The sequence below is a fragment of the Sphingomonas cannabina genome, assembly GCF_021391395.1.
GTDB lineage: Bacteria > Pseudomonadota > Alphaproteobacteria > Sphingomonadales > Sphingomonadaceae > Sphingomonas > Sphingomonas cannabina.
This window is the reverse complement of record NZ_CP090059.1, coordinates 1,734,363-1,752,665: the sequence shown is the minus strand read 5'-3', so window position 1 is coordinate 1,752,665 and position 18,303 is coordinate 1,734,363. Positions and strand designations below refer to the sequence as shown.

13 protein-coding genes and 1 pseudogene are annotated in these 18,303 nt (G+C 65.6%); 6 read left to right on the top strand and 8 right to left on the bottom strand.

Annotated elements, in window-relative coordinates:
- Positions 1–270: 270 nt before the first annotated feature.
- The 3 genes from LZK98_RS08500 to LZK98_RS08490 all read right to left on the bottom strand — a co-directional run bounded on the left by LZK98_RS08500 (position 271) and on the right by LZK98_RS08490 (position 7,846).
- Positions 271–2,289 (bottom strand): glycoside hydrolase family 97 protein, encoded by a 2,019-nt coding sequence (locus LZK98_RS08500; protein ID WP_233786023.1) that lies wholly within the window; start codon positions 2,287–2,289, stop codon positions 271–273.
- A gap of 63 nt (positions 2,290–2,352) precedes the next feature.
- A complete protein-coding gene (locus LZK98_RS08495; protein ID WP_233786021.1) occupies positions 2,353–5,817 on the bottom strand; it encodes a TonB-dependent receptor in 3,465 nt (1,154 codons plus the stop codon).
- 493 nt (positions 5,818–6,310) lie between these two features.
- Positions 6,311–7,846: an MFS transporter gene (locus tag LZK98_RS08490; RefSeq protein ID WP_319937548.1), complete on the bottom strand. Its 1,536-nt coding sequence runs from the start codon at positions 7,844–7,846 to the stop codon at positions 6,311–6,313.
- Positions 7,847–7,904: 58 nt separating this feature from the next.
- On the opposite strand from LZK98_RS08490, the gene LZK98_RS08485 reads away from it, so the two are divergent.
- Complete coding sequence (locus LZK98_RS08485; protein WP_233786019.1) at positions 7,905–8,918, top strand: LacI family DNA-binding transcriptional regulator; 1,014 nt, start codon at positions 7,905–7,907, stop codon at positions 8,916–8,918.
- A 46-nt stretch (positions 8,919–8,964) separates the two neighbouring features.
- On the opposite strand, the gene LZK98_RS08480 is transcribed toward LZK98_RS08485, so the two are convergent.
- On the bottom strand, positions 8,965–9,837 hold the full coding sequence (locus LZK98_RS08480) for a LysR family transcriptional regulator (protein WP_233786017.1): 873 nt from the start codon (positions 9,835–9,837) through the stop codon (positions 8,965–8,967).
- Positions 9,838–9,885: 48 nt separating this feature from the next.
- On the opposite strand from LZK98_RS08480, the gene LZK98_RS08475 reads away from it, so the two are divergent.
- The 3 genes and pseudogenes from LZK98_RS08475 (at position 9,886) to LZK98_RS08465 (ending at position 12,763) form a co-directional block, all read left to right on the top strand.
- A complete protein-coding gene (locus LZK98_RS08475) occupies positions 9,886–10,644 on the top strand; it encodes a hydrolase (RefSeq protein ID WP_233786016.1) in 759 nt (252 codons plus the stop codon).
- Positions 10,645–10,861: 217 nt separating this feature from the next.
- Positions 10,862–11,602 (top strand): SDR family NAD(P)-dependent oxidoreductase, encoded by a 741-nt coding sequence (locus tag LZK98_RS08470; protein WP_233786014.1) that lies wholly within the window; start codon positions 10,862–10,864, stop codon positions 11,600–11,602.
- A 619-nt stretch (positions 11,603–12,221) separates the two neighbouring features.
- Positions 12,222–12,763, top strand: a pseudogene (locus LZK98_RS08465) (SDR family NAD(P)-dependent oxidoreductase).
- Between the two features lie 183 nt (positions 12,764–12,946).
- Here LZK98_RS08465 and LZK98_RS08460 read toward each other — a convergent pair.
- Entirely contained in the window at positions 12,947–13,345 is a 399-nt protein-coding gene (locus LZK98_RS08460; protein ID WP_233786012.1) for a hypothetical protein, read from the bottom strand.
- A 29-nt stretch (positions 13,346–13,374) separates the two neighbouring features.
- On the opposite strand from LZK98_RS08460, the gene LZK98_RS08455 reads away from it, so the two are divergent.
- Both LZK98_RS08455 and LZK98_RS20525 read left to right on the top strand, forming a co-directional pair.
- Positions 13,375–14,141 (top strand): IS5 family transposase gene (locus LZK98_RS08455; RefSeq protein WP_233786011.1). Its coding sequence is split into 2 segments (ribosomal slippage): positions 13,375–13,687 and positions 13,687–14,141, totalling 768 coding nucleotides; the frame shifts between segments, so codons are not numbered across the junction.
- A 316-nt stretch (positions 14,142–14,457) separates the two neighbouring features.
- The gene (locus LZK98_RS20525) at positions 14,458–14,592 is read left to right on the top strand and encodes a hypothetical protein (RefSeq protein WP_264757871.1); all 135 of its coding nucleotides are present in this window, start codon (positions 14,458–14,460) and stop codon (positions 14,590–14,592) included.
- A 172-nt stretch (positions 14,593–14,764) separates the two neighbouring features.
- Here the strand turns inward: LZK98_RS20525 and glmS are convergent, their stop codons facing one another.
- From glmS to glmU, 3 genes are read right to left on the bottom strand one after another with little or no spacing between them, the layout of a single operon-like run.
- The gene (gene glmS / locus LZK98_RS08450; protein ID WP_233786010.1) at positions 14,765–16,588 is read right to left on the bottom strand and encodes a glutamine--fructose-6-phosphate transaminase (isomerizing); all 1,824 of its coding nucleotides are present in this window, start codon (positions 16,586–16,588) and stop codon (positions 14,765–14,767) included.
- A gap of 24 nt (positions 16,589–16,612) precedes the next feature.
- Complete coding sequence (locus tag LZK98_RS08445; protein WP_233786009.1) at positions 16,613–16,924, bottom strand: hypothetical protein; 312 nt, start codon at positions 16,922–16,924, stop codon at positions 16,613–16,615.
- Positions 16,921–18,225, bottom strand: coding sequence for a bifunctional UDP-N-acetylglucosamine diphosphorylase/glucosamine-1-phosphate N-acetyltransferase GlmU (glmU, locus tag LZK98_RS08440; RefSeq protein ID WP_233786535.1), 1,305 nt, complete (start codon positions 18,223–18,225; stop codon positions 16,921–16,923). The genes LZK98_RS08445 and glmU overlap by 4 nt, the downstream gene beginning before the upstream one ends.
- Positions 18,226–18,303: the final 78 nt, after the last annotated feature.

The window sequence follows — 18,303 nt, the reverse complement described above, 5'->3', positions numbered from 1 at the left end:
CCTCACGGGCTTGCGCGAAAGGCTGCCCGAATCCCAGCACGGTCACGCACGTTTGGCCAAACGAGCGACAATGCCGATGCGCCCATGCGAGGCCACCCTCAACGGATAGCCGCGAGCATGTTACAGCTGTCCGATGCGACACCTCTAATCAGCGACGAGAGATCTTGGCCGGTGAAGATCATTATGTTCGTTCTGCTGATCCCGGTGATCCTCGTCTTCATGGTGCTGAAGATCGTATTCACGCCCTTTGAGCGACCGATAGAGCGGCGGTCAGTCGAGCGCGCGGAACCGGATCGCTGCGCCGCCTCCCGGCGCCAAGTCCAGCTCGACACTGTCCCTGCTGGTCACCACCCGCCGCGCCGTCTCGAAGGCGAGCGGATTGGTGCGGTAGTCGGCGCCGGGGCCGTCGCGATAGATCTGCGCCTCATAACGCCTGCCGGGCGCGAGGAAGGAGAGCGGCTGCGTGACCTTGCGCGCGTTCTCGTCCGTCACCGCGCCCAGGAACCAGTCCCGCCCGCCGCGCTGCTGGCGGGCGACGACGACATAGTCGCCGATCTCGCCGGCGAGCGTCGTTGAGGTCTCCCAGTCGGTCGGCACGTCGCGGATGAACTGGAAGGCAGCGAGGTTCTTCTCGTAATTCTCGGGCAGGTCCGCCGCCATCTGGATCGGGCTGTAGAGCACCACGTAGAGCGCAAGCTGGGTTGCCAGCGTCGACTGGACGCGGCGGGTGGCGTCGTCCTTGCCGTGCGCCAGGTCGAAGATGCCGGGCGTATAGTCCATCGGCCCCGCGAGCATCCGCGTGAACGGCAGGATGGCGACATGCTCGGGCGGATTCGTCGGCACGCCCCAGGCGTTGTATTCCTGCCCGCGCGCGCCCTCGCGGCTCACCCAGTTGGGCCAGGTGCGGCGCAGGCCCGTGTCCTTGACCGGCTCGTGCGTGTCGACCGCGACATGGTGACGTGCCGCGACCTCGACCGCGTGCTGGTGGTGGCGGACCATATATTGCCCCGCGAACCACTGGCGCCCGCCCTCGGCATCCACGATGTCCCCGCTGTGGCGGACATAGCCGCTCTTGACCGTCGAGACGCCGGCGCGCTCGTAGAGCGTCATCGCATCCTCGAGCTGCGCCTCGTAGTTGGGCACGGCGCCGCCGGTTTCATGGTGGCCGATCAGCTTCACGCCCTTGCTGCGGCCATAGGCGGCCAATCCCGGGAGATCGAAATCGGGATAGGATCGGGTGAAGCTGAACTTGTCGCCCTCGACCGTCCAGTCGCCGTCCCAGCCCTGGTTCCAGCCCTCCACCAGCACGCCGTCGAACCCGTATTTCGCGGCGAAATCCATGTAGCGCTTCACATTGGCGGTATTGGCCCCGTGCCGCGCGCCGCTCGCCCAGGTCGAGCGGTTGAGGTGCATCTCCCACCACACGCCGACGTATTTGCCAGGCTTGAACCAGCTCACGTCGCCGAGCCTGTTCGGCTCGTTGAGGTTGAGCTCGATGCGGCTGTCGGCAAGCGCGGCGGGGCTGTCGCCGATCAGCACGGTGCGCCAGGGCGTGGTGAAGGGGCCGGTCTTCCGCGCAAGCACGCCGTCCGGCCAAGGCATCAGCCACGCGCTCAGCGTGCCGGCGCCGTCGCCGGCGAGCAACATGCTGGGGAAGTCGACCAGCGCGGCTTCGTGGAAGGAAAGATAGAGGCCGTTGTCGCCCTTCAGCGTCAGCGGCGTCTCGGCCAGCGTGACCCGGCGCGCGTCGGTCTCGGTATAGAGATACTCGTCGCGATCCACACCCAACGCCTGATACCACCAGGCACGATAGCTGCCGACGGTGCGGAACTGCGTGCGGTCGGCGGTCACCGCCACCGCCTGCCCGGCCGGAACGGCGCTGTACCGGTAGCGGAAGCCGATGCCGTCGTCGAACAGGCGGAAGGTGACCTCGACCTCCCGGTTGAGTGGCGTGTCGCCGGTCAGCGTCACCGTCAGCTCGGTATGATTGTCGCGGATCGTGCGCTGCTCGCCCCACGGCTGCTCCCAGCGCGTATCGACGCTGCTGCGCCTCGCCTGCCCCAGCGCCGTATAGCGCGCCGCCGGCTCGCCTGCGAAGCCCAGCCCCAGCGCCGAGGGGGCGAGCACGGCGGCGCCGCCCCGGCGAACCTCGTAAAGCGCCTGGCCGCCCTCCACGAATACGCATAGCTCGATCGCCTTGCCGGGCGACTGCGCGCATTCGCGCCCGGTGGCGCGGGCGGTGGCGGGCACGGCGAGCGCCGCGAGGAACAGCAAGGCGCGGAACATCATCGGGCGGCTCTCACGAAAAACGGGCGCCGCCGGACCAAGCATCGGCGGCGCCCAGGGAGGACATCAGAACTTGAAGCGGACCCCGAACTGGAAGCGGCGGTCGACGCGGTTCCAGGCGGAGTCGCGGTAGACCGGCTTGGCACCCGGCGTCTGCGGCGAGTCGCCGAAGATCTGCTGCTGGTAGACGGTCGTGGTGTTGAGCAGGTTCGATCCATCGATCGACAGCTCGACGAAGCGGTTGACCGAGAAGCGGATCGATCCGTCGAGGAAGCCGGCCGACTTCTGGAACACCGGCAGGCCGATGCAGCAGTCCAGGTTCTGCGTCAGGTAGCGCGAGCGCCAGTTGTAGGCGATCCGGATGCCGATCGGCCCCTTCTCGTACAATCCCACCGCGTTGAACGTGTGGGTCGAGATGCCGGCCAGCCGGTGCGAGTCGAGCACATAGCCCGTCCCGCCCAGCGCCTGCTGCCCCGCCCCGAACGCGCCGACGTCGCCGCTCGATGAGGCGGTGATCAGGTTCGAGTTGTTGATTCCCGACTGATGGACATAGGTGTAGTTCAGCTGCGCCCCGAGGCCACTCAGCAATCCCGGCAGGAAATCGAAGAAGGTCTGGTAGGCGACCTCCGCTCCCAGCAGCTTGCCGCCGTCCTTGACGTTGCTCGGCCCGTTGATCTGCACGGTCTGCGTCGAAGTGCCGTTGGCGATCGTCCGCGCGAACTGGCCGTAGGCGATCGCGTTGCTCAGCTTCTTGTAGAACAGGCCGACCGTCAGCGAGCTGTTGCGGCCCATGTACCGCTCGAACGACAGGTCGAGCTGGTGCGCCATCAGCGGCTTCAGCGCCGCGTTCCCCGAATTGGCCAGGAACACGAAGTTGTAGCCGGTAACGTTCTCCGGCGTGTGCGGCGCGGTCGGCGAGCTGTAGACGACATAGGGCGAGTCCGGCGTCGCATTGATGACCGGCGCGTTGATCGCGAGCGTGTTGCGCAGCAGGCCGATGTCCGGCCGCGACATCGCCCGCGAATAGGCGAAGCGGATGAAGTTCTTGTCGTCGAGCCCGAAGCGCAGGTTGAGGCTCGGCAGCCAGTCGGTCCGGCTCGCCCGATAGGTGCCCTCCGTGCTCCCGCCATTGGCGAAGGCGCGGATCGCGTCGGTCAGGTAGCAGCTCGGATTGACGACATTGTTGCCCGATAGCGGCGTGCCGCAGGGCGCCAGATTGTCGAAGATGTTGGTCGCCGGAAAGGCGACGCTGCCGTAGCTCGTCTCCTTCGTCCGCACGACGCGCAGGCCGACATTGCCCTTCACCGCGACGTTGCCGAGCATCAGCTTGTCGTCGCCGCCGAACTTGAGCATCACGTACGCGGCCTGGGTCTGCTCGCGGACGCGCATCACCTCGCCCGGCGTGAAGCAGCCGTCGACGGTCGCCTCGACGCGGTCGCAGATCGCCGTATAGCCGCCGCCGATCGGCGAATGGGTGGTCGCGCCGCTGAGCGAGTCGATCAGGCGCGGGAAATCCCGCAGCGTCGACCGGTTGAGATAGACCAGCTCGCCATTGTCGTAGACGCTGCCGTTGTAGAAATCGCCGAGGCTGGCCGCCTCCCAGATACCCTCGCCATAGCCAGCGAAGGGCGCGTGGCCGACGTTACCGGCGCAGTTCCCGGTGTCGGTCGGATAAGTACCGCCGCTGGTGTTGTCGGCGTTGAAGCCGGGGCCGTTGCAGTTCCAGTTGGCCGCGATCGGCGTCCAGTTGAAGGTCGAGTAGCGCACCGTCTGCTTGCGGTCCGCATAGCGCACGCCGACCTTCAGCGAATCGAGCCAGCCGCTGTCGGGGAAGTCGTACTCCGCGTCGCCGCGCAGCGCGAACTCGGTCGCGTCATTGTCCTCGACGTGCCCCTGGATGAAGGGGATCCAGTAGTTGTGCGGGTTGGCGAGACCGCCCGCGGCATAGTTGACGTTCGATCCCGGCAGCAGCGTCACCTGCGGCGTGCCGTCGCGGTTCACGCTATAGTCGAAATCGGCCATCGATCCGGCCGCGACCAATATGTCGTTATTGTAGGTCGAGGCGTCGATATACTGCACGTCGGCATTGAGGTGCAGCCGCTCGCTCGGGCTCCACCGGATGTTGCCCGACAGATCGCGCGTCCCCTCGCGGTGCGCGAAGTTGCGCGCCTCGTTCTGGAAGTAGAGGCCGTCGCGCTGGGTCGCGCACGCTCCGCCGGGGCCGGGCCCGCAATAGTTGACGAACGGCATGCCCGGCACCGCCGAGCCCGCATTGATCGCCGCCTGCACGCTCTCCGTGGTGCCGCTGAAGCTGCCGTGCGGCTGGGTCAGCAGCCCGGATTCGAGCATGCCGTCGGCGCCGAAGCTGAGACCTTTGCTGCCGGCCAGCACCGATCCGGAGCGCGGATTGAACGCGCGCGTGCCGAAGTAATTGCCGTCGAGGATCGCATGGCTGGCGCGTTCCAGCCAGGCGTTGCGATAGTGCGAGTCGATGTATTGGACGGTGGCGAGCAGCGTGCCCGAGTTGTTCTCATACTGCAGCGCCCCCGCGATGCCGCGCCGCTTGCGGTCGTAGTCGACCTGCGAATAGCGGATGCCGTCGGGCGCGAAGGCCCAGCCCGATCCGCCGAACGGGTTGGCGGCGCACGGGATGCTGCCGTCGCCGCCGACCGTGCCGCGAGCCGTCCCGTCGGGGTCCACCGTGCCGAAGCCGCTCGAGCAATAGGTGTCGATCTTGTCCATGATCACGCTCTCGGTGCGCGTGACGACATGGCTCTGCGCATAGCTGGCGAGCACGCCGAAGCGGCCGATCGCCGTATCCCAGGTCTTGCTGACGAGACCCGAGAACTCGGGCGTCCAGCGGCCGGAACGGTCGCCGTAATTCTCCCGGAACGCGCCGGTGACGACCAGGCCCTTCTGGTCGAACGGCAGCCTGGTGCGCAGATCGACGGTGCCGGCGATGCCGCCCTCGATCATGTCCGCCGTCTGGTTCTTGTAGGCGTCGACGCGGCCGAGCAATTCGGGGGAAACGTCGTTGAACTGAAGGCCGCGCGCCGAGTCCGCCGAAAAGCTGTCGCGGCCGTTGATCTCGGTGCGGACCTGCGTCAGGCCGCGGATCAGCACCCCGGTCGGCTCGCCCGACGGATGGGTCGAATCGTCGGCGGACTGCAGCCGGTTCACGGTGATGCCGGGAACGCGCTGCAGCGCTTCCGCGGCCGACTTGTCGGGGAAGGCGCCGATATCGGTGGCGGTGATCGAATCGACGAAGGTGTCGGCGTTCTTCTTGACCAGCTGGGAGGTCTCGAGCGCCTGGCGGACGCCGACGACGAGGATGTCGTCCTGCTGTCCATCACCGGCGGCGGGCGCTTCCTCCTGAGCCGCACCGCCGGGCGAAGCCTTCTGCGCGGCGGGCGCGCTCACCGGCGCGGTCTGGGCATGGGCAACGGACCCGATCCCCATCGCCATCAGCGCGACCAGCGACACGCCACCCTTCAGAAACCTGCCATGCGCAGCCGAGCGATTGTCTTCCATGTCGATCTCCCCTCTCCCGCCATCCCCTTTTCCGGGATTGGCTCGCCTCATAACTCGTCGCAGCCGCGCGCCTTCGCGCACGGGCATTCGTCAGAATTGTTGCAAAGGCATCGCAAAGGCGGCGGCGCACCAGCCGATCGTCTCAACTGTGCGGATTTCATCCAACCTGATCGCGTCGGGACGCCGATAGCGTTCCATGGCCTCTCCTCCCGGGCCAGCCGCGCTGCTTCGACGCTGCCATGCCCCTTGTTGATTTGCGTAATTTTGCTCAGTTTACGCAAACTGGCAAGCAAAATCTCCCATCGAGATGTCGATGAAGATAACTATCTGATTAACACTCATTTTAACGCCTGATACGCAGGTTACCTAGCTGCATATCCGTTCGCATCGGCCAATGGGCACACTTGATTCCGACCGATCAATATGCAAGTTTTGCATAAAGGAGCTTGCCAGTGAGCTTGCCCATGAGGCTTTCATCCGCCGCGTCGGGCGGTCAGGCGTTGCGGTCGACGGAGCGCGGAATGGCCAGCGTGAACGCCGCCGCCAGCGCGAGCGAGCCGGCGGACAGGGCGAGTGCATGGATCGCCTGCCCGCCGAACAGGCGCCCGACGAGCTGGCCGAGCACGATCGCGGCGACGAGCTGCGGCAGCACCAGGAAGATGTTGTGCACGCCCATGTAGACGCCGGTCTTGCGCGGCGGCACCGCGCTGGCGAGCATGGCATAGGGCAAGGACAGGATCGACGCCCAGGCGCAGCCGATCGCCGCCGCCGGCAGCCAGAGCAGCGCGGGATCGTCGATCACCAGGAAGCCGGTCAGTCCGGCCGCACCCAGCATCAGGCACAGCATATGGCAGGCCCGCCGGCCGATCCGCGCGGCAATGCCGGGCAGCAGCAACGCCATGAGCGCGGCGACTCCGTTGTAGCCGGCGAACAGGATGCCGACCCAGTCGGCGCTCTCGCTATAGGCGGCGGAAGCGGCATCGGCCGTGCCGAAATGACGCGCGGCCACCGCCGGCACGGTGTAGATCCACATCGCGAACAGGCCGAACCAGGTGAAGAACTGCACCACCGCGAGCCGCTTCAGCACCTCGGGCATGTGCAGGATGTCCTCGACGATCTCGAGCATGCCGAGCCGGACACGGCCGCGCCGCCGCATCCGCACCGCGGCGAACTGCGACAGCCCGAAGGCGAAGGCGATCGCCGCGACGACGTAGATCTCGCGCTCCCAGCCGATCGCGGCAGCAGCCAGCGCGACCGCGGCGCCGCCCCCCATCCACGACATGCCCTGACGAACCAGCGCGGCCGCGCCCTCCGCGGTCGGCACGGTATGCGGCACCGGCTCGCAAGGGCCGGTACCCACCCACCGCTGCTCGCCCGTCGTGAAGACCGTCCAGCTCACCGCGGCGAGCACGCCGATCCCACCGATGTAGAAGGCCATGCGCACCGACGGCGGCAGCATGCCCGGCGCGCCCTCCCCGCTCATCCCCAACCAGTGCGTCAGCATCCATGGCAGCGCGGAGGCGAACACCGCGCCGGCGCCGATGAAGAACACCTGCAGCGCGAAGCCGGTGGTGCGCTGCTCCTCGGGCAGCCGGTCGGCGACCAGCGCGCGGAACGGCTCCATCGCGACGTTGACCGCGGCGGTCAGCACCCACAGCGCCAGGCTCGCCGTCCACAGGCTCGATGCATTGGGCATGGCGAACAGCGCCAGCGCGGCCAGGATCGACCCGCCGAGCAGATAGGGCCGCCGCCGCCCGAGCGGTCCCCAGGTGCGATCGCTGAGATAGCCGATGATCGGCTGCACGAGCAGCCCGGTCACCGGCCCCGCGATCCACAGGATCGCCAGCTCGCCGACCTCCGCTCCAAGCGTCTGGAAGATGCGGCTGGTGTTGACGTTCTGCAGGCCCCAGACAATCTGCACGCCGAACAGGCCGACGCACATGTTCCAGATCTGCAGGACGCTGAGGCGCGGCCGCGCGAGGCTGCGAAGCTCCGCCTCACCCGCCGCCGCTCCGACGCTCGCTTGCAAAGCCCTCCCCCCGATGCGCTAAAGCGGCGCTTGTCGGCCACTCCAGAGCTTGGGCGCAATGGGCAGCAGTAGCAACAGCAATACGACGCTGCAGGACCTCGCCAGACTGGCGGGGGTGTCGATCTCGACGGTGTCGCGCGCGCTCAACGATCATCCGCTGATCAGCATGCGCACCAAGCAGCGCATCTGGGCGCTGGCGCGCGACCATGACTATCCGTTCCGACCCTATATGCCGGCGGGGCCGATCGGAGCCGAGGGATCGATCGCGGTCGTCACCCCCTATATGCGCGGGCGGCCGCTGCCGCTGTCGCATCCGTTCTTCCTCGAGCTGCTGGCCAGCATCGGCGAGGCGGCGCGCTCCCGCGCCTGCGACTTCACCGTCAGCCATGTCGCGCCGTCAACCTACGACGACCTCGTTACCGCCGTCACCACCAGCCGGGCAAGCGGCGTGATCTTCCTGGGGCAGAGCATGCTGCACGAGGAGCTCAACCGCCTCGTCGCCACCAACGCGCGCTTCGTGGTGTGGGGCGCGCAGATGCCGGGGCAGAAATATTGTTCGGTAGGGTCGGACAACCTGCTTGGCGGGCGGCGGGCAACGCTCCATCTCGCCCGTCTGGGACGCAGGCGCATCCTGTTCGTCGGCAGCACCGACCCGGAGGCGATGCAGCGCCGCAACGGCTATCTCGAAGCGCTTCGCGAGAGCGAGCTCGAGGCCGATCCGAAGCTGATCATACCGGTCGATTTCGAGTTCGAGTCCGCCGAGACCGCGGTCAGCCGGCTACTGCGGCGGCACGTCGCCTTCGACGGCATCGTCGCGTCGAGCGACCTCATCGCGCTCGGGGCGATCCGGGCGCTGCGCCGCGCGGGGCTGTCAGTGCCGGGCGACGTTTCGGTGGTCGGCTACGACGACATGCTGCTGAGCCGCCTCAGCACGCCGACACTGACCACGATCCGACAGGACACCTATGAGGCCGGCCGGCAGCTCGTCGCTCGCATCCTCGATCCGGCGCCGGATCATCATTCGGCGCTGCTGCCGACCGACCTGATCGTGAGGGAATCATGCGGGGCATGAGAGCCGTCAGCTCCGCAACCGCCTGTCGCCGGCCCCCGCCTACCCGTCACCCCAACGCACGGCAGTGTTCGATCATCATTTCGGTCAGCACTCTCACCTTACGCGCAGGATGGTGCCCGGGTGGCCGCACGACATGAATGCCCAGCGCTGGCGGCGGAAAGCGCCTCATCACGGGGACCAGTGACCCCGATGCAAGATGCTCCGTGACCAACTCCCTGGGCACGCCGGCCACGCCAATGCCTGCCAGCGCTGCGGCGATCAGCGCGATAGCATTATCGGCCTTGAACCGCCCCTGCGGCTTCAGCGTGATGACCGCATCGCCGTCCATGGCGAGCCAGGTCTCGTTGCCTTGCATGACGACTTCGTGGGTAGCGAACGCTTCGGGCGTCTGCGGCGCGCCGTGCTGTTCGATGTATGCGGGCGACGCGACATAAACGGCCGGCGTCTGCCCAACGCGTCGTGCGAGCAGATTGGAGTTGGTAAGATGACCGACCCTAATCGCGCAATCGAACCCTTCCGTGATCAGATCGACGAAGCGGTCGGTGTAGCAGGATCGCACTTGCAACTGGGGATTGAGGCGCGCCATCTCGGCTATGACCGGGGCGAAGTGGGTCGGACCGAAGGTAAGCGGCGCGGCAATCCGGAAGCTGCCGCGCAGTTCGCCCTCGGGCAGGATCGTCTCCCGGGCGATGTCAATCTCGGCACAGACCTTTGCGGCATGATCGCGGAAGATGACGCCGGCTTCAGTCAGCGCAGCGCCGCGCGTGGTGCGCGCCAGCAACTGGATGCCGAGGTCTGCCTCCAACCTCGCGAGACGCCGACTGACGATCGACTTGGATAGGCCGAGGCGCAGGGCAGCTGCCGACACCCCGCCCGCGTCGGCGACCTCCACAAACGTTCGCAACTCCTCGATGTCCATCCAGCGTTCCCCGATGCGCGACACAGCATGGCAGCTTGTGAGGCTACCGTGGCGATTTCTGCAATGGCAAACGCGCATCGCGGCGGCACCGATCAGCCGATGTCCGCCGCAACGATCCCATGCAACTGCAGCCAAGGAACTGCCATGAAATTCCGCAACGGCCTCGACTCGCTTCTTCGCCCGGAGGACTCGGTCCTCGTCCTGATCGATCACCAGCCCTTTCAGCTGACCAACTTGAACAGCCACGATCCGCAGGCGGTGGTCAACAATACGACCGGGCTCGCCAAGGCGGCGAAGGCATTCGGGGTACCAACGATCCTGACCAGCGTGATCGCCGATCGCGGCGGGCTGATCTTCAAGCATGTGACCGACGTGTTCCCCGGGCAGGAAGTGATCGACCGCACCCTGATCAACACCTGGGAAGACAACAAGGTGGTCGATGCGGTCAAGGCGACCGGCCGCAAGCAGCTGATCATTGCGGGCCTGTGGACCGAAGTGTGTGTCGCGATGCCGGCGATCCAGGCGGCTGGCGAGGGTTGGGACGTCACGGTGGTTACCGATGCCTCCGGCGGCCTGTCGGTCGAATCGCATGAGGTCGCGATCCAGCGAATGATCCGAGCCGGCGTCAACATGATGACCTGGACCGCCGTTGCCTCCGAATGGCAGCGCGACTGGGCACGCCTCGAAACTGCCGGGGCGGTGACGCAGATCATGATTGATCACCTTGCCGGTAGCGGCATCGCATACATGTGGGAACAGCAACTGCTGAACACGCCAGTGCCCGCCGAGGAGACGGCAGGGGTCTGACCCGATCGGGTGGCGAACGGCACTGGGCGGTGCGCCATCGGCGCGTCGCAAACTGCTGTCGTCGCCCATCGCTGCACATGCCGGCAATGGCCTAACCGGCCGTGTTCCGTTCCGGCAACACAGTTGAGCAGCTCATGGGGCTACCGGTGCCTGCTTATCCCCCCAGAATAGGCACGAACATCTTCGCGGTCCTGTCGCGGCCAGGAAGGGCAAGAATATGATCGATCTGAGTGGAAAGCGCGCGCTGGTAACCGGCGGTTCGCGCGGCATTGGCGCCGCGATCACCGTGACGCTGGCCGAAAACGGCGCTGATGTCGCCTTCACCTACCAAAACTCGGCCGAGAAGGCACAAGCGGTGGCCAAGCTCGTCGAGGCGACCGGTCGCCGCGGTATCGCGATCCAGGCCGACAGCGCCGATCCCGATGCGATCATCCGCGCCGTCAGTGAGGCTGCGGCCGCGCTCGGCGGACTGGACATCCTCATCAACAGCGCCGCGATCGGCTATTACGGCTCAATCGCCGAGCTCGATCTCAACGAGTATCAGAAGCTGATGGACGTCAACGTGCGCGCGCCAATGCTGTTCGCCAAAGCCGCCATCCCGCATCTGCCGACCGGTGGGCGGATCGTTTCCATTGGTTCAGGTCTGGGCGAGCGCGTCCCGTTCCCCGGTGTGACGGCATATGCCGTTTCGAAGGCGGCGCTGACCTCGTTCACGCGCGGCCTTTCGCGCGAACTCGGGTCGAAGGGTATCACCGTCAATCTCGTCCAGCCCGGATCGACCGATACCGATGCTAACCCCGCCGATGGCGACGCTGCCGACTTCCAACGCAGCATGACCTCGCTGGGGCGTTATGCGGAGCCGCGCGAGATCGCCAATGCTGTCGTCTTCCTGGCGAGCCCGGCCGCAAGCGTGATTACCGGCGCTGTCCTCAACGCCGATGCGGGCGCACTCGCCTGAGGTCCACCGGGTCGGCGTAGCAGTGGCCGGAGCGGCAGCTTTTAGGCATCGGCTTAGCGGCCGCGAATGGAGGGCGCATTGCAGACATTGCGCTGAGGCAGTCTTATTTTACGAATGAGGCAGTTTTATCCGTGCGCAACACGAGGCGGCCACACATGCTCAGGCTGCGATGCGAATCGTCCGGTCATCCACCTCTATCTCGAGCGTGCTCGCCTTCCCTTTCGTCCGCCGAGAGCGGCGGCGTCATCACAAGCGTGATCTTTGGCAGGGTTTCTTGTGCATGGATCAAGACGTGATGCAGAAGTGATCGAACCGAGCTACTCGGCGAAAGCGCCGATGGCGCCGCGCCTCAATCAAGATGTCACAATAGAACTGGCTCATCGAATTGATCATAGTTTTACTTGGATGTGCAGAGCTTTGATGAGGGATGGCCGATCCCGAATTTTTCGAGCGGCTGCCGTTGCCGAGAAGCCTCACCAGGCAGTCGTTCGACGATATGGTCGCGCTCTACCCCACCATCGCCGAGGAACTCGTGCTCCCCGAATGAACGCATGGGCCGGCGTCAGCGCAACGCAAGCCAATGAAAAGTTAAAACGAGCAGGAGAGATGGAATGGGAGGTTGACGGGTCGAAACGCGATCATCACAGGCGCGGCGGGAGGGATCGGCCTCGCCACTGCGAAACTCTTTCTCGCAGAGGGTGCCAATCTGCTACTCGTGGATCGGGAGCCAATAGAGCATCCAGAAGGCCTCGTCAGTGCTACGGACAGTCGATGGATCACGGTCCGGGCCGACCTTTCCGTCATGTCCGAACTGGACCGGGTCACCGATGCGGCGCGTGACGCGTGGAGCAGGATCGGTGTCTACTTTGCTTGTGCGGTCATCATCACGCCACAGCCGCTCGGAAGCATCACAGAGGACGTCTACGACAGGCACATGGCGATCAATCTCAAGGCAATCGTATTTGGCATCCAAAAGGCGCTGCCGATGATGAGCGAAGGAGCTTCCATCGTGCTGATGAGCTCCTGCATGGCTGAGATGGGAGCACCCGGCTACACCTCCTACGGAACGACAAGGCTGCGGTCCGTTCGCTTGCCCGGAACTGGGCCATTGATCTCCGCAACCGCGGGATACGGGTCAACGCATTGATGCCCGGGGCATAGAGACGCCACTGTTTCGAGATGCGGGCGTCGCGCCCGACGTCAACCCGGAGGTCGCCGAAAGCCTTCTACCGCGGATTCCGATGGCCAGGATCGGTTAGCCGGACGAAGTGGCGCAGGCCGCCCTTTTCCTAGGCCGTGAACCTATAAAATCGGGGGCGTGAGTGAGCGGCCCCTATCGTTCGCCTAACTCTGGGCGCGTTCGAACTGGCTGCCGAATTTGACATTGTAGGCATGCAAATCGCCTTCGGGTGTTATGACGAGTTCGGTGATGTTGGCCCGTTGAAAGTCATCCTCGCCTGCTTGATCGTCTATCTTTAGGCTCACGATCAGCGCACCATCAACGGTATCAACCAGCTTATAATCGTAGGCAACTGCTTTACCGAAGCAAAAGACCTCGCTTCCCTGGATGATCAACTCCGAATTAGGGTCTTCTACGTCCGACCACCGGCCCTGCATTTCGACAGGAAGTGGCGCGTTGCGTTCAAGCCGTTCCATGATTGACCTTTCGACATGGCTTCGCGTGACCTTGTAATTTGCCAATGGGACGCGGCAACGGATCATTTCACAGGTGTCGGCTTTCATGGAAGCCAGATTTCTGATTCAGGGTCGGCATGAGCCGATATGATCTGACCGACTTCGAATGGCGCGTGATCGAGCCGCTGCTGCCCAATAAGCCCCGAGGCGTGCCACGCGTCGATGATCGTCGTGTGCTGAACGGCATCTTCTGGGTGTTGCGATCCGGTGCGCCGTGGCGTGATCTGCCCGAGCGCTATGGCCCACGCACCACCTGCTACAACCGCTTTGTGCGATGGCGCAGGGCGGGCGTCTGGGATCAGATAATGGACGCGATCGCCGCCGCCCACGATGGCGACATCCAGATGATCGACAGCACCTCCTTTCGCGCCCACCAGCAGGCCGCGACGGCAAAAAGGGGGATCGAGATCATTGTCTCGGTCGCTCCCGAGGCGGCCTCACTACCAAAATCCACGCGGTCGTCGACGCGCAAGGACTCCCGATCCGGCTCGGCCTGACCGCCGGACAGTCGCATGACGGCCAGATCGCCGATACGCTGCTTGACCACCTTGGCCCTCGCACCATCGTGCTGGCCGACAAGGCCTATGACGCCGATCGTATCCGCGCCTTAATCGAGGAACAAGGAGCCACACCCAACATTCCGCCGAAGAGCAACCGCCGCTGGAAGCCCTGCTTTAGCAAGCGGCTCTACCGTGAACGTAACCTCATCGAGCGGTTCTTCTCCAAACTGAAGCACTTCCGCCGCGTCGCCACCCGCTACGACAAGCTCTCCGCCAATTTCCTCGCTATGGTACAACTCGCCTCAGTTCGGCTGTGGCTGCGCGCTTATGAGTCTACTGCCTAGCATCGGCCGCGAGCAGCTACATGACCGGTAGGGGACTCGCGATGGATGGAGGTATCGGCCAGGTATAAGGCTCAGCCCTCTGGCAATCTCCTCGGCGATGCCTCGCCCCGTGACTGAATCGTGCTCACGAAAAGACCGCGCATCAATTCGGATCGGCGGCTTCCAGGCCGGCGCGGTGCATGGATAAATGACCAGCCGTCTACAGCACAAAATGAAACGAGTTCATTCCCATGCAGGATTGGAACAAATTTCATTTTGGAACGAGCTTGTTATCTTCCGATAAAGCGCGATTTTCGGTCATGCGGCGGTGCAGGACATGGCCGTGATCGGCTTGCCCGCGACAAATGACGAGGAGGTCGAGGCCGTGATGGTGCTTAAGCCCGGCACCGCGCTCGACGAGCATCAATCCTGGCGCAAGCTCGCGAGCGGATCGGCGACTTCAAGGTCCTAAGACGATCGACTTCATTGCCGCGCTGCCGCTGAACTCCACGTGATAGTGCTTCCTTCGATAACTGCTTAGCCCGCCGATAGTGGGGAAAACTTTATTGGTGGCGGGACGACTTTATTGTTCATGGGAAAACTTTATTGTCGTTGCACAATCCCGTGAGCGCTTCCGCGCGAGGTTATTCGACCGTCACCGACTTGGCGAGGTTGCGTGGCTGGTCGACGTCGGTGCCCTTCGCCACCGCGACATGGTACGCCAGCAGCTGCACCGGCACGGCATAGACCAGTGGCGCGATCAGCGGATGGACCTCGGGCATCTCGATCGTCGCGATCGTGCCCTCGCCCGCCTGAGCGATGCCGGCGGCGTCGGAGATCAGCACCACCTGCGCACCGCGGGCCTGGGCCTCCTGCATGTTGCTGACCGTCTTGTCGAACAGCGGACCCAAGGGCGCGAGGACGATCAGCGGGACCTTGTCGTCGATGAGGGCGATCGGGCCGTGCTTCATTTCGCCCGAGGCGTAACCTTCGGCGTGGATGTAGCTGATTTCCTTGAGCTTGAGCGCGCCCTCCAGCGCCATCGGATATTCAGGGCCGCGGCCGAGGTAGAGCACGTCGCGGGCGCCGGCGATGGTATGGGCCATCGCCTCGATCTCCTCATCATGCGCGAGCGCGGCGTTGATCGCGGCGGGAGCCTCGATCAGGTGCCGGACGATCTCGCGCTCCTCCTCCGGGGTCAGCCTGCCCTTGGCGCGGGCGAGATTGACCGCGAGCGCCGCCATCACCGCGAGCTGGCAGGTGAACGCCTTGGTCGAGGCAACGCCGATCTCCGGCCCGGCATGGGTGGAGAGCAGCAGGTCGACTTCGCGCGCCATCGAGCTGGTCGGCACGTTGATGATGCCGGCGGTGGTGACGCCGTTCGCCTTCATGTGGCGCAGCGCCGCCAGCGTGTCGGCGGTCTCGCCCGACTGCGACACCACCACGCCGAGCGTGTTCGGCGGCAGCACCGGATCGCGGTAACGGTATTCGGAGGCGACGTCGACCTCGACCGGCAGCCGCGCGAACCGCTCGATCCAGTATTTGCCGATCATGCCGACATAGCTGGCGGTGCCGCAGGCGATGATCGCGACGCGCTCGATCCGGCCGAGGTCGAAGTCCATGTCGGGCAGCGCCACCATCTGCTCGACGGGGCGGATGTAGCTCCTCAGCGTATCGCCGACGACCACCGGCTGTTCGTGGATCTCCTTGAGCATGAAGTGGCGGTAGTTGCCCTTGTCGATCATTGCCGGCGAGACGCCGGAGGCGACGATCTCGCGCGTGACGGGATTGTTGTCGCGGTCGAATATCTCGATGCGTTCGCGGGTCAGCACGGCCCAGTCGCCCTCGTCGAGATAGGCGATGCGTTGGGTGAGTCCGGCGAGCGCATGGGCATCGGAGCCGAGGTAGTTCTCGCCTTCGCCGTAGCCGACGGTGAGCGGTGCGCCGAGGCGGGCAGCGATCAGCAGGTCGGGCTCGCTCGCGAACAGCACCGCAAGCGCGAAGGCGCCGTGGAGCCGCGGCAGCACCGCCGCCACAGCGTCACGCGGGGACTTGCCGGCCTTGAGCTCGCGGTCGACGAGGTGCGCGACCACCTCCGTATCGGTCTGCGACTTGAACTCGCGGCCGGCGGCGATCAGCTCGTCACGGAGCGGCTTGAAATTCTCGATGATGCCGTTGTGGACGATCGTCACGTCGCCGACGATGTGCGGATGGGCGTTGTCCTCGGTCGGCGCGCCGTGCGTCGCCCAGCGGGTGTGGGCGATGCCGATCGTACCGGGCAGCGGATCGGCGGCGAGACGCGCGGCGAGATTGGCGAGCTTGCCCTCGGCGCGGCGGCGCTCGATGCCGCGGTCGGTGAGCGTCGCGATGCCCGCCGAATCATAGCCGCGGTATTCGAGGCGCTTCAGCCCCTCGAACAGGCGCTCTGCGACCTCGCTGGTGCCCAGGATACCGACAATTCCGCACATGGCGCGATGCTCTCCCCCCGCGCCTCAGCGCGCAAAATTGGTATCGACGAACGTCCGGACGAACTCGCCGGGATCAGGCTCATGGCCCTCTGTCTCGATGAAGCGCTTGCGTCCGCTGGTCCACATCTCGCGGAGCGCGCCGGGCATTCCGTCCGGGAACTTCATCTCCGATGCCACCATCTCGCGCCAGCCGCCCGACAGGCCGTAGGTGTCGCGCACCGCCGCCTCGGCATCGCGCGCGGCCGCTTCGCCGCCCGCGTCGAGGAAGCCGATCGCGTCGAGCACATAGCTGTCGAGCAGCCGCAGGAACGGCTTGCCGTCGTAGCGGTCGGTCATTTCGCGGCTTTCTTGCGGGCGAGCATCGTCTCGCGGAAGCGCTTCGCCCAGCCGGGCTTGGCGGTCTGTTCGGGGCGGACGAGGGCGAGAGCATCGGGTTCGACGTCCCTGGTGATCACCGCGCCCGCGCCCGTGATCGCGCCGGCGCCGATCGTGACCGGAGCGACCAGCGCGCTGTTCGAGCCGATGAAGGCGCCCTCGCCGATCTCCGTCCGGTATTTGAAGAAGCCGTCGTAATTGCAGGTGATGGTACCGGCGCCGATGTTCGCCCCCGCGCCCACCGTCGCGTCGCCGAGATAGGTCAGGTGGTTGGCCTTGGCGCCCTCTCCCAGCTTCGACTTCTTGATCTCGACGAAATTGCCGACCTTGGCACGCTTGCCGATCACGGCGCCGGGTCGCAGCCGCGCATAAGGGCCGACCTCAGCCCCATGTCCGACCGTGGCACCTTCGAAATGGCAGAAGGCGTGGATCGTCGCGCCATCGGCGATGCTGACGCCCGGGCCGAACACGACATTGGGCTCGATCGTCACGTCGCGACCCACCTCGGTGTCGTAGGAGAACCACACGGTCTCGGGCGCGATCAGCGTGGCGCCCTCGGCCATGGCGCGGGTGCGACGCTTAGCCTGCCAGATCGCCTCGACCTCAGCGAGCTCGGCCCGGCTGTTGACGCCGGCGACCTCCGCCGCGTCGGTCTCGATCACTGCGGAGGCGCGGCCCTCGGCGGCGGCGAGCATGACGATGTCGGGAAGATAATATTCGCCAGCGGCATTGGCATTGCTGACGCGAGCGAGGAGCGCGAACAGATCCTCGTTGCGGACCGCCAGCACGCCGGAGTTGCAAAGCGTTTCGGCACGCTCCTCAGGACTGGCATCCTTGAACTCGACCATCTTGGCGATACGCCCATCCGCGTCGGCGATCACGCGGCCGTAAGCGCCCGGATCGGCGGGACGGAAGCCGAGCACGACGCAAGCCGGCTGGTCCGGCGCGTGGAGGCGCTCGATCATCCGCCGCATCGTCGCGGCGGTGACCAGCGGCGCGTCGCCGTAGAGGATCAGCACGTCGCCCGCGAAGCCACCGAGCGCATTCTCGGCCTGCGCCACGGCATGGCCGGTGCCGAGCTGCTCGGCCTGGTGGACGATCTCCGCCCCGACGGGCGCCACCGCCGCTTCGACCTGCTCGCGGCGCGCGCCGACCACCACCATCGTGCGCTGCGGCGCGAGCTCGGCGACGCTGGCGATCAGGTGCAGCAGCATCGGCCGCCCCGCAATCGGGTGCAGCACCTTGTGGAGGTCGGACTTCATCCGCGTGCCCTGGCCGGCGGCGAGGATGATGGCGGCGATCGGTCGAGGACGGGTCACAGCGGCGCCCCTGCCACGAAC

Bases quoted from the DNA above. Each gene is read 5' to 3' on its own strand.
- LZK98_RS08445 (WP_233786009.1), bottom strand. From the start codon at position 16,924: ATGACCGACCGCTACGACGGCAAGCCGTTCCTGCGGCTGCTCGACAGC.
- LZK98_RS08500 (WP_233786023.1), bottom strand. From the start codon at position 2,289: ATGATGTTCCGCGCCTTGCTGTTCCTCGCGGCGCTCGCCGTGCCCGCC.
- LZK98_RS08495 (WP_233786021.1), bottom strand. From the start codon at position 5,817: ATGGAAGACAATCGCTCGGCTGCGCATGGCAGGTTTCTGAAGGGTGGC.
- glmU (WP_233786535.1), bottom strand. From the start codon at position 18,225: ATGAAGTCCGACCTCCACAAGGTGCTGCACCCGATTGCGGGGCGGCCG.
- glmS (WP_233786010.1), bottom strand. From the start codon at position 16,588: ATGTGCGGAATTGTCGGTATCCTGGGCACCAGCGAGGTCGCAGAGCGC.
- LZK98_RS20525 (WP_264757871.1), top strand. From the start codon at position 14,458: ATGGCCGTGATCGGCTTGCCCGCGACAAATGACGAGGAGGTCGAGGCC.
- LZK98_RS08480 (WP_233786017.1), bottom strand. From the start codon at position 9,837: ATGGACATCGAGGAGTTGCGAACGTTTGTGGAGGTCGCCGACGCGGGC.
- LZK98_RS08485 (WP_233786019.1), top strand. From the start codon at position 7,905: ATGGGCAGCAGTAGCAACAGCAATACGACGCTGCAGGACCTCGCCAGA.
- LZK98_RS08460 (WP_233786012.1), bottom strand. From the start codon at position 13,345: ATGAAAGCCGACACCTGTGAAATGATCCGTTGCCGCGTCCCATTGGCA.
- LZK98_RS08470 (WP_233786014.1), top strand. From the start codon at position 10,862: ATGATCGATCTGAGTGGAAAGCGCGCGCTGGTAACCGGCGGTTCGCGC.